Source organism: Roseateles amylovorans, assembly GCF_025398155.2.
Classification (GTDB): Bacteria; Pseudomonadota; Gammaproteobacteria; order Burkholderiales; family Burkholderiaceae_C; genus Roseateles; species Roseateles amylovorans.
Genome location: NZ_CP104562.2, coordinates 4035533 through 4052094 on the forward strand (window position 1 = coordinate 4035533; position 16562 = coordinate 4052094).

At 67.6% G+C, this 16562-nt stretch carries 7 protein-coding genes; 5 read left to right on the forward strand and 2 right to left on the reverse strand.

From position 1 onward, the window contains the following. Positions 1-2: 2 nt before the first annotated feature. Together N4261_RS16735 and dnaE are read right to left on the reverse strand one after the other, a co-directional pair. Positions 3-6335, reverse strand: a complete 6333-nt coding sequence (locus tag N4261_RS16735; protein WP_261756416.1) for a DUF4347 domain-containing protein — start codon at positions 6333-6335, stop codon at positions 3-5. A gap of 1576 nt (positions 6336-7911) precedes the next feature. Beyond that, entirely contained in the window at positions 7912-11406 is a 3495-nt protein-coding gene (dnaE, locus tag N4261_RS16740) for a DNA polymerase III subunit alpha (protein WP_261756417.1), read from the reverse strand. A gap of 118 nt (positions 11407-11524) precedes the next feature. On the opposite strand from dnaE, the gene N4261_RS16745 reads away from it, so the two are divergent. From N4261_RS16745 to N4261_RS16765, 5 genes are all read left to right on the forward strand, one after another. Beyond that, the gene (locus N4261_RS16745; protein WP_261756418.1) at positions 11525-12589 is read left to right on the forward strand and encodes a peptidylprolyl isomerase; all 1065 of its coding nucleotides are present in this window, start codon (positions 11525-11527) and stop codon (positions 12587-12589) included. 178 nt (positions 12590-12767) lie between these two features. Beyond that, positions 12768-13577 carry a sulfurtransferase gene (locus N4261_RS16750; protein WP_261756419.1) on the forward strand — a complete coding sequence of 270 codons (810 nt, stop codon included), beginning with the start codon at positions 12768-12770 and terminating at the stop codon, positions 13575-13577. A 147-nt stretch (positions 13578-13724) separates the two neighbouring features. Further along, positions 13725-14699, forward strand: coding sequence for an alpha/beta fold hydrolase (locus N4261_RS16755; protein ID WP_261756420.1), 975 nt, complete (start codon positions 13725-13727; stop codon positions 14697-14699). Between the two features lie 103 nt (positions 14700-14802). Next, positions 14803-15597, forward strand: a complete 795-nt coding sequence (locus tag N4261_RS16760; protein ID WP_261756421.1) for an ABC transporter substrate-binding protein — start codon at positions 14803-14805, stop codon at positions 15595-15597. Between the two features lie 233 nt (positions 15598-15830). Further along, complete coding sequence (locus tag N4261_RS16765) at positions 15831-16520, forward strand: ABC transporter permease (RefSeq protein ID WP_261756422.1); 690 nt, start codon at positions 15831-15833, stop codon at positions 16518-16520. Positions 16521-16562: the final 42 nt, after the last annotated feature.

Below are 16562 nucleotides of genomic sequence, written 5' to 3' on the forward strand. Positions count from 1 at the left end.
CCTCACACCACCTTGGCGACGGCGCGCTGCAGGTGCTGCAGCAAGGTGCTGCGCTCTGCCTGACGGGCGCCTGCGCCGTGTTGATCGAACTGGGCCGACAAGCCGGACCGACCGACCGGCGCCGGCGAGGCCGGTGCGGTCGTGAGGTCCGCGTCGGCCGAGCGCGCCTGCGCGGCAGCGATGGCCAGCCAGGCATCGTCGCGCGTCGCCGGAGCTGCCGCCACGGCCCGCGTGGCCTCGCCCTCCTGCGGCTCCCACTGGGCGCCCGAGCGGGCGGCGGGACCGACATTGATCTCGATCCGCGAGACCGCCCGGTTGCCCTTCGCATCCATCGCAATCACATCGATGACGATGCGTTGATTGAGCCCCGCCGGCGGATTGCCGACCAGCGTGCCGGTGACCGGATCGAAACGCAGCCAGGCCGGCAGCGGACGACCATTGGCCAGCCGCACATCCACGGTCACCTGCGCATCCTTGTCGCTGTGGGTGAACATCGAGAACGGCAGCGAGATGTTGAGCGGTCGTCCGGCCTCCGCCGCGTAGCCGCCGAGCGACGGCGTCGCCTGCAGACCCCGGCTGCTGCTGTTGCCCAGCTCGATGTACGGACGCTGCACCGGCGGCGGAGCGTCGTTCGCCAGCGCGAGGCTGATGCCGGTCAGCGGTTCACCGAGCAACGGCTGCAGCCCCATCACCGGGAGGTCCGTCGCCGAGCCGGTGTTGGCCCGCTGCACCGGCGTGAGCGTGGGCAAATCCGTCTGACCGAGCACGGGGCCGGTGTTGAAGGTGATCGGTGCGGACCAGGGCAGGTCGATGCTGACGGGCGTCTGCGGCACCAGCGGCACCAGCGATGCCGGCAGCGACGTCACCAGCGGCGGCGGCGGCGGCACCAGCGAGAAGGCAGCGCTGTCAGCACCCGCGGACAAAGCATTGCCGGCCAGGTCGGTGATGCCGTTGCCGGCGGACTTCAGCTGCAACTGCACGCTGCCGTCGCCCCCCAGGCCGCCCACCTCGACGCGGTAGGTCCGGCCATCGACCTGGACCACCGACAGGATCTCGCCGGTGGCCTGGTCGGTGAGGAGGAGCGCGAAGTCGGATGCATCGACACCACGGACGTTCTCGGAGAAGGTCACCAGGTAGCTCGCCGAGCCGGTCAGCGGGAAGCTGCCGTCGGCCAGGGCCACGCGGTCGACGACCGGCGTGACCGCGTCGATGCGCACCGTGCTGGCATCCGGCACGCCGCTGAGCGTGCGCGCCGCCTCGTTGCCCACCGCATCGCGCAGTCGGGCGCCGTTGGCGTCCAGCAACGCGCCCAGCGCGATGCCGTTGGCATCCTGCTGGCCGCTGGCCACGGTGAGACGGAACACCAGCGCGGTCGAGCCGGAACCCGACACATAGTTGGCGAAGGCGGTGCTGCCGTCGTCCAGCGTGACCGACAGGCGCGGCGCGCCGGCGCTGGCGTCCACCGTCAGCGACTCGGTGAAATGCACGGTGAAGTCGAGCGTCTGACCGGCGACATAGGTGCCCGCCGCTGGCAGATCCACCCGGCTGATGGTCGGCACCACGCCGTCCACCTGCAGCGCATGGCTGCCGGACAAGGCATTGGCGCCGCCCGGCGCGGGCAGGCCCAACAGCGCGTCGAATTGGCTGGCACCGCGCACGGTCCCGCCGTTGAGGGTCAGGGCGGCGCTCGAGGCATAGTCCAGCCGCGCGCTCACATCACCGGCCTGCACCACATACGAGAAGGTCAGCGTGTCGGTGCCGGAGCCCGAGACATAGACCGCCTGACGGTCCACGGCGCCGGTTTCCAGCAGCAGGGTCGGCGTGCCGCCGGTGGTGTCCACCGTGACCACCTGGTCGAAGCGGACGGTGGTGGTGATGGTGTCGCCGACCTTGTAGCCGCCATCCGGCAGATTGGTGCTGACCAGCGAGACGACCGGATTCGTCCGGTCCACCGTCACCGCGATCACATCGGTCACGGTGCGGGCCGGCCCCCCGGAGTTGCCCAGATCGTCGGTGCTCACCTGCAGGCTGGCCGAGCCGACGAATCCGGCAGTCGGGGCAAAGCGCAGACCATTGAGCGCCGCATTCACATCGGCCAGGTTGCCCTGGAAGGTCATGGTGGCATCGCCGGTGCCGGTGCCGACCGAGAAGCTCAGACCGCTGGTGCCGGACAGGCTCAGCGTGCCCTGGCTGGCGGTGAGCGTCACCTGCATCAGGCCGGTGCCCGCATCCATGTCGGCAACGAGGATCGGATTGCCCTGGGCCAGGCCGAACACCAGCGAGGCATCGCGGTACATCTGCTGCGCGGGCGGCACGGCTTGCAGCGGCGTGTCGTTGGTGCTGGTGATGCTGATCGAGCGCGTCACCGTGTTGCTGTCGATCTGGCCGTCGTTGACCGTCACACTGATCACCCGGGTCGCGGTGTTGGGCGCTTCCGAGCTGTTGAGGTAGACGATCGACTGCAGTGCGGCTTGCCACTGTGCGGCGGTGGCGGTGTTGCCGGCGGAGCTCAGGCTGAGCACGCCGGTGCCGGGATCGAAGCTGCCGGCGATGTTGCCGAAGACGCTCGGATCGGTGTTGGCAAAGCCCAGCAGGTCTTGACCGCTCTGGAAATTACCGGTGATGGCCACCACCGCGCTCGCCAGTCCGGCGCTGTCCAGGTCGCTGACGGTCAGGCCGGCGCCGACGTTCACCGGCAAGGCCGGGGCATTGTCGAGCTCGACGAAATTCACCGTGCCACCGCCACCGGCGAGCACCGGGGTGTCGTTCACCGCGGTGACGGTGACGTCGCGGTTGGCGGCGAGGCTGTCAGCCACGCCGTCATTGACAGTGATGCTGACCGTGCGGATCGCGCCGTCGGGCGATTCGCTGCTGTTGCCGTAGGTGACCGAACGCAGCGCCGCCTGCCATTGCGCCAGGGTGGCGGTGGCGCCGGCGGAGCTCAACGAGAGCACGCCGGTGCTGGCGTCATAGGTCGCGATGATGTTGCCGTACTGGATGGCACTGGCGTTGATGAAGCTCAGCAGGTCCTCACCCGCGCGGAAGTTGCCGGTGATCGCCACCGAGGCGCTGGCCAGCGTCGGGTTGTCCGGATCGTTCAGCGTCAGACCCGCATCGATGACCACCGGCGTGCTGGCGGTGTTGTTGCCTTCGACGAAGGCGGCACTGCCGCCGCTGGTGACCACGCCCGGCACGTTGTTGAGCGAGGACACCTGCAGGTCGCGGGTCGTGGTGGCGCTGGTCTTCTGGCCGTCATTCACCTGGAACGACAGGGTGCGCACCGACACTTCCGGGGTGTTGGACGTGTTGACGTAGTAAACCGATCGCAGCGCGGCCTGCCAGTGGGCGACGGTCGCGGTACTGCCGGCCGACGACAGTGTCAGCACCCCGGTGCTGGCGTTGTAGACGCCAACGATGTTGCCGTAGGTCGCCGAGCTGTCGTTGATGAAGCCCAGCAGGTCTTCGCTGGCGCGCAAATTGCCAGTGATGGCCACCGAGGCCGAGGACAGCGTGGCGTTGTCCAGGTCGGACACCGACAGCGCCGGCGCCACGGCCACCTGCGGGTCGCCCTCGGTGTAGCTGCCCGTGCCGGTGCCGGCGTCGATGAGCGGCGTCTGATCGACCGGCGTGACCGTCACATTGCGGGTGGCAATCAGGCTGTTGTCGGTGCCGTCGTTGACCAGGAAGCTGATGGTGCGGGTCGTCGCGTTGGGCGAAACCGCGGAGTTGGCGTAGTAGACCTGCCGCAGCGCGGCCTGCCATTGGGCCAGCGTGGCCGTGGCGCCGGACGAGCTCAGCGTCATCACCCCGGTACCGGCATTGAAGCTGGCGGTGACGTTGCCGTAGAGCGCCGAGTTGTCGTTGACGAAGTTGAGCTGATCCTGCCCCGCGCTGAACCCGTTGGTGATGCTCACCGTGGCGGAACTTATCGTGGTGCTGTCGACATCGGAGACGGTCAACCCACCGTCGATCCGCACGGGGGTCGAGCTGGTGTTGTCCCCGGCGACAAAGCTCGCCGAGCCGCCCGAGGTCGTCAGGATCGGCGCGTCGTTCACCGCTGCCACCGTCACGGTGGTGCTTTGCAGTCCGAAGGCGGTGTCGGCGCCGCCGTTGGCCGTGCCGCCGTTGTCTCGCAGGTAGGAGATCGACGCCACGCGGGGGCCAGCGGTCGGGTTGTCGCTGCTGTTGCTGTAGCTGATGCCGTTCAGGATCGACAGGGTCGCCGCATTGGTCAGCAGTGCACCCGAGGACACGGTCACGTTGGCCACGCCGCCGGACACGCTGACCGAGACCTGCAAGCCGTTGTTGGCGGTGGCGCCCAACACGTTGCCGTTGTAGAGCGAGATGATCGAGCCGTCGATGGACAGCGACTCGCTCGAACCATCGCTCACCCCGGAAAGCTGCACACCGAACGTGGTGAACCGCTGCGATTGTTCCACCGTGCTCACGGCGCTGAAATTGAACAAGTCGGCGCGGCTGCCGCCTTCGGTGAAGGTGGGCGAACGGCCGGTGCCGGTCAGCGTGGGCGCGTCGTTGACGGCGTTGAACTGCAACTGCGAGGTGTAGGTGGTCGAGGTGCCGCCACTGCCGTCGGTGAGGCTCCAGGAGATGGTGCGCGTTGCGGTGACCGGATCGCTCGGATCGCTGTTGCTGAAGCCGATGGTGCGAATCAAGGCCTGCACCGCAGTCGGCGTGGCAAAGCTGTTCAGCGAGAAGTCCAGGCTGTTGTTCCCCGTGCCGCCGGTGAAGGTTGCGAAGGTCATGCCGCCAAAGGTGACGCTGCTGCCGCTCACGCCGATCTGACCGGCACCCGTGCCCTGGTTCACCACCACCAGCGCGTCATACGTCGTCGAACGGTTGGTGATGATGTTCACGCTGAGCAGGCCGCCGTCGAAGTTGGTGTTGTCGGTATCGGTCACCACCGCATTGGCGCCAGCGTCGAGGACGACCGTCGGGCCCTTCTCCACATAGGTCACGCTGTCGCCATTGATGCTGCTGATCATGGGCGCGGCGTTGGGAGCGACCGGTGCAGCAATCATGAGATCGTCCACCGACAGCGAGATTTCGGTCTGTCCGCTGCCGCGCATGATGCGGATTTCATCCAGGTAATTCCACGCGTTGCCCGACACGCTGACGATGGTGCCACCGCTCAGATTGTCGCCGCCGGTGAAGGTCTGCCGGGCGCCTGAGACTTCCACGCCATTCAGATAACCCACCAGCACGTAGTCGTTACCGCTGCTGATGAAGGACTCCACCGTGATGGATACGAAACGGAACTTGTCGGTGGTGGCCGACTTCAACGACGCGGCGGCTTGACCGGTCGTGCCTTCGAAGCTTCCCTGGAAGACCAACGCCTTGTCGTTGTTGTTGTTGGCCAGACCCGTGGTGCTCGCATCGTTGGTGTAGGCCATCTGGCCGCCCGGATCGATCGAGCCCGTGCGGTCTAGCACCGAGAAGGTCCAGCCTTCGAAGGTGCTCGACTGGCCCGTTGGCACGTAGCTGTACCCTGAGCCATCCAGGATGACGGTATCGAAGAGTTGCGAGGTCGGACCGGCCAGCAGGCCGCTGTAGCCGCTGAACGTCGGGCCGGACAGCGCTGCCGTCTCGATCTGGCCCACCACGCGCTCCAGCGCCCAGTTGCCGCCGGCAGCGGTGCCGCCCGTGTTGTCCGACGAGCCCGCCACATCGGCGCCGGTCAATGCGGCCACCTGAGCGAGCAAGGCCTGGCCCTCATTGCCGGCGCCTGTCTTGCAGCCATACAGCATGAGATCGCCATCGGGCGACAGCGTGCTGCCAATGGCGCGGAGCGCGTCGGCATGGGCGGCCAGGGTGTCGCTGGTCAGCCAGACACTGCCGGCCTTGACCGCGCCGGTGCTGCCGTGGGAGATCAAGGAAATCGAATCGATGTCGTGCCGGCCGGACAGGTAGCCCGCCATCTGGACGAAGCCGTCCTTGTTGGCCTCCAGGAACACCACCTCCACGCCCGCCGGCATCGCCTGGGCGAGTGCCTGGCCGTTGGCGACCAGGCTGTCGATGAACACCACCTCATGGCGAGCAGGTTCAGCTGGTGCTGCAGCGGCAGCGGCGGCCGTGACGGCGGCGGTGCGGTCGGCCTGGGCCAGGTCCGCAGCGGCATGGGTTGCATCGGTCGCAGCAGTCGCATGGGCGGCATCCACCACCACGCCGACCGCCGCCACCGAGGCGTCAAACATCAACCGGGGTTCCAGCGCCATCATCATCGGCGCGCCGGACAAGCGGCGTCCACGCGGTGTTGGACGTTGGGGGTCAAGCATCGCACTGGCGTCGTTTGCGTGCAGGTCCTTTGGTTGCGTCATGGCGCCTCCCTCGTGATATTTAACGTTTTTTGGTTTGCAACTGAATCATACTGAGGGCGATGTTTCCGAGCCATCCGAGATCGCTCACCCTGAGCCAAGATCAGCAAAAGTCTGAGACCGAACGAGACTTCTGCACCACACACGGGGGGGCGTCTTGATGAGCGCGGGTCCTGTCGGATCTCTTGAGCGAAGGTGATGGACCGCCCTCCTAAGGGTCTACCCTGATGCTTGACACAAGGGGGCGTCGGAGCAGCGTGGGGGGCGAATCACTTGCGCGACCGGACTCATCCAACATCGTCTCCCGCTGGGCTGGCCTTGCTCGGTGCGTGTAGCGCAGCACCTCCTGACCCCATCGCCCGGTGCGACGGTCAGCGCGTGAGCGCGAGCTGCCGGCCCGCCTGTCCGTTCAGGCGCTCCGCATTCACTCCCAGGCGGGCCGGCAGCTCACGCTCGAATCACCGAGGTGATCGGGGTCAGGCCTTGGCCATTTGCAGACCAAGGCCATCGTGCAAGGTCCACAGCCGACAGCGTCTCGGGACGGCCAAGCCCGCGGCCCGCGGAGCGAATGCGGAGCGTCTGAGCGAAGCGGGCTGCGGGCTTGGCCGGCCTTGCTCGGTGCGTGCGGCGCAGCACCTCATGACCCCATCGCCCGGTGCGACGGTCAGCGCGTGAGCGCGAGCTGCCGGCCCGCCTGTCCGTTCAGGCGCTCCGCATTCACTCCCAGGCGGGCCGGCAGCTCACGCTCGAATCACCGAGGTGATCGGGGTCAGGCCTTGGCCATTTGCAGACCAAGGCCATCGTGGAATGTCTACTGCCGACAGCGTCTCGGGACGGCCAAGCCCGCGGCCCGCAGAGCGAATGCGGAGCGTCTGAGCGAAGCGGGCCGCAGGCTTGGCCGGCCTTGCTCGGTGCGTGCGGCGCAGCACCTCCTGACCCCATCGCCCGGTGCGACGGTCAGCGCGTGAGCGCGAGCTGCCGGCCCGCCTGTCCGTTCAGGCGCTCCGCATTCACTCCCAGGCGGGCCGGCAGCTCACGCTCGAATCACCGAGGTGATCGGGGTCAGGCCTTGGCCCTTTGCAGACCGAGGCCATCGTGCAAGGTCCACAGCCAACAGCGTCTCGGGACGGCCAAGCCCGCGGCCCGCGGAGCGAATGCGGAGCGTCTGAGCGAAGCGGGCCGCGGGCTTGGCCGGCCTTGCTCGGTGCGTGCGGCGCAGCACCTCCTGACCCCATCGCCCGGTGCGACGGTCAGCGCGTGAGCGCGAGCTGCCGGCCCGCCTGTCCGTTCAGGCGCTTCGCATTCACTCCCAGGCGGGCCGGCAGCTCACGCTCGAATCACCGAGGTGATCGGGGTCAGGCCTTGGCCGTTTGCAGACCGAGGCCATCGTGCAACGTCCACAACCAACAACGTCTCGGGACAGCCAAGCCCGCGGCCCGCGGAGCGAATGCGGAGCGCCTGAGCGAAGCGGGCCGCGGGCTTGGCTGGCCTTGCTCGGTGCCTCGAACGTCGCGCCAGCGTGAGACGCCGATACGAGCGCGCAACGCCGAAGCCGAAGCAGACGCCCACGCCGACGCGCTCAACCGCCTGAGTCGTAGACGATCTCAGCCGGCGCGAGCTTCTGCAAAGCCTCGTCGCTGGGCCAGAACTTCCCCGCGCCCCCAAGGCCGAGCTCGGCCACAGCGCCATCCCGCTTGATCGGGATGCGCAGTTCGAGCCCTTGGCTGACCACGCCCTGATCGGTCTCGACCCGCTTGGCCGGCCAGTTCTTGATCAGTTCCAGCACCGAAGCCGCCGGCAGGTTGGGTGCGGTGCGCAGGAAGCGGCCGAAGCGCGCCCGCGCCGCCGGCAGGCCGAAGACCTGCTGGATGTTCATCCGCAGGCCTCCGGAGAAGCGATCGTTCTGCACCTTGCCGATGGCGATGATCAGCTCGTCCTCGACCAGCAGCTCCTTGTGGGTGGTGAGCAGCTCGTCGTTGGCGACCGCCTCGATCGCATCGGTCTTGTCGTCCAGCTTGAAGATGCCCACGCGGCCGCGCTGCCCGTTGATCACCCGGAGGTCGCTGACGATGCCCGCCACCACCACCGGCTCCCGGCTGTCCTGCAGATCGACGATGCGGCGCTTGACCATCTTGCGCAGCTCCGGTTCGGATTCATCGAAGAGGTGCCCGGACAGGTAGAAGCCGATCGCCGTCTTCTCCAGGCTCAGCCGCTCCTTGATGCCCCAGGGATCGACCTGCACCAGGTCGGGCTCCGCCGTGGAGGAGCCATGGGTGTCGTCGAAGTCGAACAGGCCGCCCTGGTTGACGTTCTGCGCCAGGTTGTCCGCATAGGTGTAGCCGAGCGCGACGCTGGCCAGCAGCCGGGCACGGTCGGCTTCCAGTTCGTCGAACCCGCCCGCCTTGATCAGCGCTTCCACCACCCGCTTGTTGACCGCCTTGCGGTCCACCCGGGCACAGAAGTCGAAGAAGCTCTTGAACGGACCGCCCTCGGTGCGGGCCCGCACGATGGCCTCGATCGCGCCCTGGCCGGTGCCCTTGATGGCGCCCAGGCCGTAGTTGATCAGCTTGTTGTTGATCGGCTCGAAGCGGTAGACGCCCAGGTTCACATTGGGCGGCTGGAAGGTGATGCCGAACAGCTTGGCATCGTTGAGCAACACCTTGAGCTTGTCGGTGTCGTCCATTTCGATGGTCATGTTCGCGGCGAAGAACTCCGCCGTGAAATGCACCTTCAGCCAGGCCGTGTGATAGGCCAGCAGCGAGTACGCGGCGGCATGCGACTTGTTGAAGCCGTAGCCCGCGAACTTCTCCATCAGGTCGAAGACCTCGTCCGCCTTGGCCTCGTTGATGCCCTTCTGTGCCGCGCCTTCGCGGAAGATCAGCCGGTGCTTGGCCATCTCCTCGGGCTTCTTCTTGCCCATGGCGCGGCGCAGCATGTCCGCACCACCGAGGCTGTAGCCGCCCAGCACCTGGGCGGTCTGCATCACCTGTTCCTGGTAGACCATGATCCCGTAGGTCTCGGACAGCACCGGCTCGGTCAGCGGATGCGGATACTCCACCACTTCCTTGCCGTGCTTGCGCGCGACGAAGGTCGGGATCAGGTCCATCGGGCCCGGCCGGTACAACGCGTTCAGCGCGATCAGGTCTTCCAGGCGGGAGGGCTTGGCCTCCTTCAGCATCTTCTGCATGCCGGTGGATTCAAACTGGAACACCGACTCGGTCAACCCGTCGGAGAACAGCTTGTAGACCTTGGCATCGGCCAGCGGAATCGTTTCGAAGGAGAAGTCCTTCTGCGCCGGATGCCGCGCAATGATGAAGTCCTTGGCCAGCTCGAGGATGGTCAGCGTGGCCAGACCCAGGAAGTCGAACTTCACCAGGCCGATGGCCTCCACGTCGTCCTTGTCGTACTGGCTGACCGCGGAGGTCGAACCCGGCTGCTGGTACTGCGGACAGAAGTCGGTGATCTTGCCCGGCGCGATCAGCACACCCCCGGCATGCATGCCGATGTTGCGCACCATGCCTTCAACGCGGGTGGCGAGCTTGAGCAGCTCGGCGATTTCCTCGTCGGCCTTCTCGCGCTCCTCCAGCTCGGGCGCTTCCTTGCGGGCGTAGATGATGCCGCCGTCGGGCTCGGCGGGCACCGGCGCCAGCGTCACCGTCTTGCCCGGTGGCGCCGGAATCAGCTTGGCGATGGAATCCACCTGGCCGAAGCCCATGCCCAGCACCCGGCCGATGTCGCGCAGCGCCGCCTTGGCGGCCATGGTGCCGAAGGTCGCGATCTGGCTGACGGCCGGGCGGCCGTACTTGTCCTTCACATACTCGATGACCCGGTCGCGGTTGCCCTGGCAGAAGTCGATGTCGAAGTCAGGCATCGACACCCGCTCCGGATTCAGGAAGCGCTCGAACAGCAGGTTGTACTGCAGCGGGTCCAGGTCGGTGATCAACAGCACATAGGCCACCAGCGAACCGGCGCCCGAGCCCCGTCCCGGGCCGACCGGACAGCCGTTGTTCTTCGCCCAGCGGATGAAGTCACCCACGATCAGGAAGTAGCCCGGGAAGCCCATCTTGATGATGGTCTCGAGCTCGAACTCCAGCCGCTCGACATACCGCGGCCGCACCGCGTCGCGCTTGGCCGGGTCAGGGAACAGCAGCCGCAGGCGGTCTTCCAGACCCTCGTAGGACAGCTGGCGGAAGTACTGCTCCATCGGCAGCGGCGTGCCGTCGGCCTGGATCGGCGTGGGGAAGTTGGGCAGTTGCGGCTTGCCCAGCACCAGCGTCAGGCTGCAACGCCGGGCGATCTCGACGGTGTTGGCAATCGCGCTCGGAATGTCGGCGAACAGCCGCTCCATCTCCGCCTGCGTCTTGTAATGCTGGCTGGGCAGGAAACGCTTGATGCGCTTGGGATTGGCCAGCGTTTCACCGTCGGCGACGCAGACCCGGGCCTCATGGGCCTCGTAATCGTCCTCGCTCAGGAACTGGATCGGATGGGTCGCCACCACCGGCAACCCGGCCTTGGCCGCCAGCGGCACCAGCTGGCGCACCAGCGCCTCCTGCCCGGGCAGACCGGCGCGCTGCAGCTCAATGTAGAAGCGGTTCGGATAGATGGCGCCCAGCCGGCGGGCCCAGTCCAGCGCGCGGGCCTGGTCGCCGGCCACCAGGGCCTGTCCGATCGGGCCGAACTGCATGCCGCCCAGACAGATCAGGCCGTCGTTGAGCTCCTGCATCCATTCCAGCTTGAGCAGCGCCTGGTTGCGCTGCACGTTCTGGATCCAGGCCCGCGACAGCAGCTCGCTCAGGTTGAGATAACCCTGGCTGCTCTGCACCAGCAGCAGCACGCGGCTGGGCGGCTTGTCGCTGGTGTCGGGCTCCACCCAGACCTCCGCACCCAGGATCGGCTTGACGCCCTTCTTGCGACAGGCGTTGTAGAACTTCACCCCGCCAAACATGTTGGCCAGATCGGTCAGGCCCAGGGCGACCTGGCCGTCCTTAGCGGCGGCCTTGGCGGCGTCGTCGATGCGCAGGGTGCCGTCGACGACAGAGAACTCGGTGTGAATGCGGAGATGAACGAAAGCCATCCCGGGATTGTAGGGAGTCGCCCGGGGGCGCCCGCCATTCGGAAGGGGTCGATGGCGCTCGGCGGGCGTCCACCGGACGCTATGCTGCATCCCCATCGAACACTCCCGGAGCGGATGGATGAAGACCTTGCCCCTGCTGGCCGTCCTGGCGCTGAGCGCGCCGCTGCTGTCGATCGCCGCCGATGCTTCCACGGCCGCGACCGCGCCCGCGGCCGCCAAGCCCGCCGCCCCGGCCAAGGCCGCCCGCGCCGCCACCGCCCAGCAGGCCGCCAGCGCGGCGCCGGCTCGTCAGCCGCCCACCAGCGCCGACATCATTGCCACCGCCCCGGCCAGCGCCTGGCGCGATGTGGCCCCGGAGAACCTGCTGCTGATGACGCTGCCGCAGGGCGAGGTGCTCATCGAACTCGCGCCCCGCTTCGCACCGCGCCATGTGGACAACATCCGTGCCCTGGCGCGCGGCGGCTACTACGACGGCCTGGCCATCCTCCGGGTCCAGGACAACTATGTGACCCAATGGGGCGACCCCAAGGCCGACGACGAGGACACCGGCCTCAAGGGCCAGGGCAAGCCCTTCCCGGCCGGCGCCACGACGCAGGTGCCGGCGGAGTTCTCGATCCCGCTCAAGGGCCTGCCGCTGACCGTGCTGCCGGACATCGACGGCTGGGCGCCGCGCACCGGCCATGTTGACGGCTTCCCGGTCGCCGCCGAGCCCAAGGCCAACCGCGCCTGGCTGGCGCATTGCTATGCGACTGTCGGCGCCGGTCGCGGCAACGCGGTGGACTCCAGCACCGGGGCGGAGCTGTATGCGGTCATCGGCCATGCGCCGCGCGGGCTGGATCTCAACATCACCGTCGTCGGCCGGGTGCTCAAAGGCATGGAGTTTCTCGCCGCCCTGCCCCGCGGCGGCGCCCGCATGGGGTTCTATGACAAGCCGGAGCAGCGGGTGGTGATCGAGCGGGTGGCCTTGGCCGCGGCGCTGCCGCCGGACCAGCGCCCGTCGCTGCAGGTGCTTCGCACCGACACCCCGACCTGGCAGGAGCTGCTGGAGGCGCGTCGCCACCGCGGCGGCTGGTTCGTGCACAGCCCGGAGCACACCGAGATCTGCAGTGCCAGCGCGCCGATGCGGATCAAGCCGACCGATGTGAAGCTGGAGCGAACGCCCTCCGCCGTCCAGCGCCAATGAGCGCGCCGGACCTGACCCCAGGCGCCTGAAGGCCGCCGGCGACAGCTGCGGAAACCGCCCGTCACCTGCCGCCCGGCGTCCGCCCATCGCCCTACAATCCTCGGTTTTCTGACGCGTGCGGCGGGGCGCCGGCGGCTTGTCCGCCCACCCTGCCGCGCGACTTTCGTGTGATCCCGTCGTGAACCAGCCCCGGCCGCCCATCCTCAACATCTCCTGCTACCTGTTCGTCGCCATCGAGGCGCCGCAGGTGTTGCGAGACCTGCTGCAGTCCCGCGCCCAGGCGCTGGGCCTCAAGGGCACGGTGCTGATCGCCGAAGAAGGCATCAACCTCTTCCTGGCCGGGGCCGCCGCCGATGTGCGGGCCTGGGTCGACGCGCTGCGCGAGGATCCGCGCTTTGCTGCGCTCGCGCCCAAGGAAAGCTGGAGCGACACGGTGCCCTTCCGCAAGCTGCTGGTGAAGGTCAAGCCGGAGATCATCCGCATGAACCATCCCACCATTCGGCCGGACCAGGCGCCGCGCGCGCCCGCCCTGCCGGCCGCCACCCTCAAGCGCTGGCTGGACCAGGGCCATGACGACGACGGCCGCCCGGTGGTGACGCTGGACACCCGCAATGCGTTCGAAGTGGATGTCGGCGCGTTCGATGACGCGATCGACTGGCGCATCACCAAATTCAGCGAGTTTCCCGACGCGGTGCGGGCGCACCGAGCCGAGCTGGCCGGCAAGACCATCGTCAGCTACTGCACCGGCGGCATCCGCTGTGAAAAGGCGGCGCTGTTCCTGGCGCAGCAAGACCTGGACGGCCCGGTCTACCAATTGGAAGGCGGCATCCTGAAGTACTTCGAGGAAGTCGGCGGCGCGCACTATCACGGCGACTGCTTCGTCTTTGACGAGCGTCGCGCGGTCGATCCGGCGCTGGCGCCGTCAAGCACCGAAGGCGCTGACGATGCCCTGGGCCTGGCGGCCGCACTGGCCCCCAAGGCGGCATGAACGCCGCCGCACGGCGTCCGCACCCCGGTGCGATGACCGCCGCCGCAGGGCGACCGGTCGCTCCGGGCGCCGTGTCCCGGCGGCCTGGCGCAAGTCCGGCGCCCATCGCGCCGCTGTCCGACGAGGCCTCGGCCAGGCCTGTGAACCGTGAGTGACCGCCCCTCCTTTGGTGCGCGGCTGATGAAGCTGTTCGGCTTCGCCGTCCTGGCCTCGGCGATTCTGGCCATGGCTTTCCGCGCCCCGGACCGCTCGCTGGAGAGCCTGGTCGCCCGATGGGGCCCGCCCCCGTCCGACTTCATCGAGCTGAAGCTGCCCGACGGTCGGCTTCAGCTCGTTCACCTGCGCGACGAAGGCCCGAAAACCGACACCGTGCCGCTGGTGCTGCTGCACGGCACCGCCGCCAGCCTGCACACCTGGGAAGGCTGGGTGAAGACGCTCGGCGCCAGCCGTCGCGTGATCACCCTGGACCTGCCCGGCTTCGGCCTCACCGGCCCGGCCGTCACCGGCGACTACAGCGACGATCGATACCTCGAGTTCCTGCACACGCTGCTGGCCCATCTGGGCCTGCGCCAAGTGGTGCTCGGCGGGAATTCCATGGGCGGCAGCTTTGCCTGGCAATACGCCGCACGGTATCCGGATCAGGTCCGCGCGCTGATCCTGGTGGATGCCGATGGATTGGACCTTCCCCACCCCGCCGTCCCCGCGGGTGTCCGGTTTCCCGGCTGGCGCCTGGTGCAGTCGCTGGCGGGCGTGTTCCTGCCGCGGCCGCTGGTGGACCGCGGGGTGCGGGCGGTCTATGGCGATCCGTCCAAGGTCAGTGCCGCGCTGGTCGACCGCTATTTCGAATTGACCCTGCGCGAAGGCAACCGTGAGGCGTTGGCGCAACGCTTGTCGCAGCGCGTGCCGGGTCTGCACGTCGATCAGTTGCCTGGTATCCAGGCCCCGACGCTGATCCTGTGGGGCGGCCAGGACCGCCTGATTCCGCCGGCTGCCGCCGACACCTTCCATCAGGCGCTGCCCCACAGCCGTGTCCAGCTGTTTCCGGCGCTGGGCCATGTCCCGCAGGAGGAGGACCCGGTGTCCACCGCTGCGGCGGTCCAAGCGTTCTTGCACTCTCTATAACCCTTAGGTCGCCAAGCGTGCGGCATTGCAACAATCGAGCGTCGGATCCGATCGGATCCACATCACAACGAATCCTGCCAACCCCAAGGAACAAGGAATCTTCATGCAACGACGTCAACTGATCGCCCGCGCTGCCCTGACGGTCTGCGCCCTGCTGGCCACCGCCGGCGCGCATGCCCAGTCCCCGGACTGGAAGAAGATCCGCATCGGTGTCGAAGGCGCCTATCCGCCCTTCTCCGAAGTCGGAGCCGACGGCAAGCTCAAGGGCTTCGAGATCGACCTGGCCAACGCCCTGTGCGCCGAGCTCAAGGCCGAATGCACCCTGGTCCAGCAAGACTTCGACGGCCTGATCCCGGCCCTGCAGTCGCGCAAGATCGACGCGATCATTGCCTCGATGTCCATCACCGATGAGCGCCAGAAGGTGATCGCGTTCTCGTCGCCCTACTACACCGTGCCGGCGCGCTTTGCCGCCAAGGCCGGCGCCAAGTTCGACTTCAGCCCCGCCGGCTTGAAGGGCAAGAAGATCGGCGTGCAGCGCGCCACCATCCACGAGAAGTTCGTCGATGCAACCTTCAAGCAAAGCGAGATCGTGCGCTACGCCACCCAGGACCAGGCCTTCCTGGACCTGAAGTCGGGCCGGGTCGAACTGACCCTGTCGGACATGGTGGCCGCTGACCTGGGCTTCCTGAAGACGCCCGCGGGCAAGGGCTTCGAACTGGTGGGCCCGGAGTACAACGATCCGAAGTACTTCGGCGTCGGTGTCGGCGTCGGCCTGCGCAAGGCGGACGACAAGACCCTGGCCAAGAAGTTCAATGACGCGATTGCCGCGGTCAAGGCCAACGGCACCTTCAAGAAGCTCAACGACAAGTACTTCCAATACGACATCTCGGTCAAGTAAGACCACCCCCTACCGGCTGCGCCGGCCCCCTCAAGGGGGCGAGACCGATGGACCGGCAGAGCCGGTCCATGGTCTCCGCTTGATGGGCGCGCTGCGCGCTTCTCCTTCCTTGTGGGGGGTGGTGGCGGGTCGCGGTGCTTCCCGTTCAGATGAGGGCCTGCGCTGGCTGGTAGGGTCTCGCTTGACTTCTCTCTCGCAATGCGCGCTGCGGTGGCGCATTTTTAGGTCGTTCAATGAACCTTCATGGATTCCTGCCCAGCCTGCTGCAGGGCTCGCTGTTGACCTTGGCGGTGGCGCTGAGTTCGATGGCGCTGGCCATGCTGCTGGGCCTCGCCGGGGCGATGGCCAAGCTGTCGTCCTGGCGCCCCGCCAAATGGATCGCCACGATCTACACCACACTGATCCGCGGCGTGCCCGATCTGGTGCTGATGCTGCTGATCTTCTTCGGCGGGCAGGTGGCCGTGAATGCCATCGCCGAGTCGCTCGGTGCCGAACCGATCGACATCAATCCGTTCCTCGCCGGGGTGCTCACCATCGGCTTCATCTTCGGCGCCTATCTGACCGAAGCCTTTCGCGGCGCCTTCCTCGCCATCCCGCCCGGTCAGCGCGAAGCCGGCCTGGCCTACGGCATGAGCGCCCGCCAGATTGCCTGGCGCATCACCTTCCCCCAGATGTTCCGCCATGCACTGCCCGGCCTGTCCAACAACTGGCTGGTGCTGATCAAGAGCACCGCCATCGTGTCGGTGATCGGCCTGCATGACCTGATGACCCGCGGCGCCCAAGCCGCCGGCGCCACCCGCGAACCCTTCATCTTCTATCTCACCGTCGCGCTGATCTACCTCGGCTTCACCACCGTGTCCGAGCTGCTGTTCGATCAGCTCCAGCGTCGCCTGTCCGTCGGCGTGCGCCGACAGTCGCTGTGAGGCCGTCGACCATGCCCATCGCAACCCCATTCGCCGCACCGG

What these genes read in the sequence shown, in the direction of transcription:
- N4261_RS16735 (WP_261756416.1), bottom strand. Translation starts at nt 6,335, where the DNA reads ATGACGCAACCAAAGGACCTGCACGCAAACGACGCCAGTGCGATGCTT.
- dnaE (WP_261756417.1), bottom strand. Translation starts at nt 11,406, where the DNA reads ATGGCTTTCGTTCATCTCCGCATTCACACCGAGTTCTCTGTCGTCGAC.
- N4261_RS16745 (WP_261756418.1), top strand. Translation starts at nt 11,525, where the DNA reads ATGAAGACCTTGCCCCTGCTGGCCGTCCTGGCGCTGAGCGCGCCGCTG.
- N4261_RS16760 (WP_261756421.1), top strand. Translation starts at nt 14,803, where the DNA reads ATGCAACGACGTCAACTGATCGCCCGCGCTGCCCTGACGGTCTGCGCC.
- N4261_RS16765 (WP_261756422.1), top strand. Translation starts at nt 15,831, where the DNA reads ATGAACCTTCATGGATTCCTGCCCAGCCTGCTGCAGGGCTCGCTGTTG.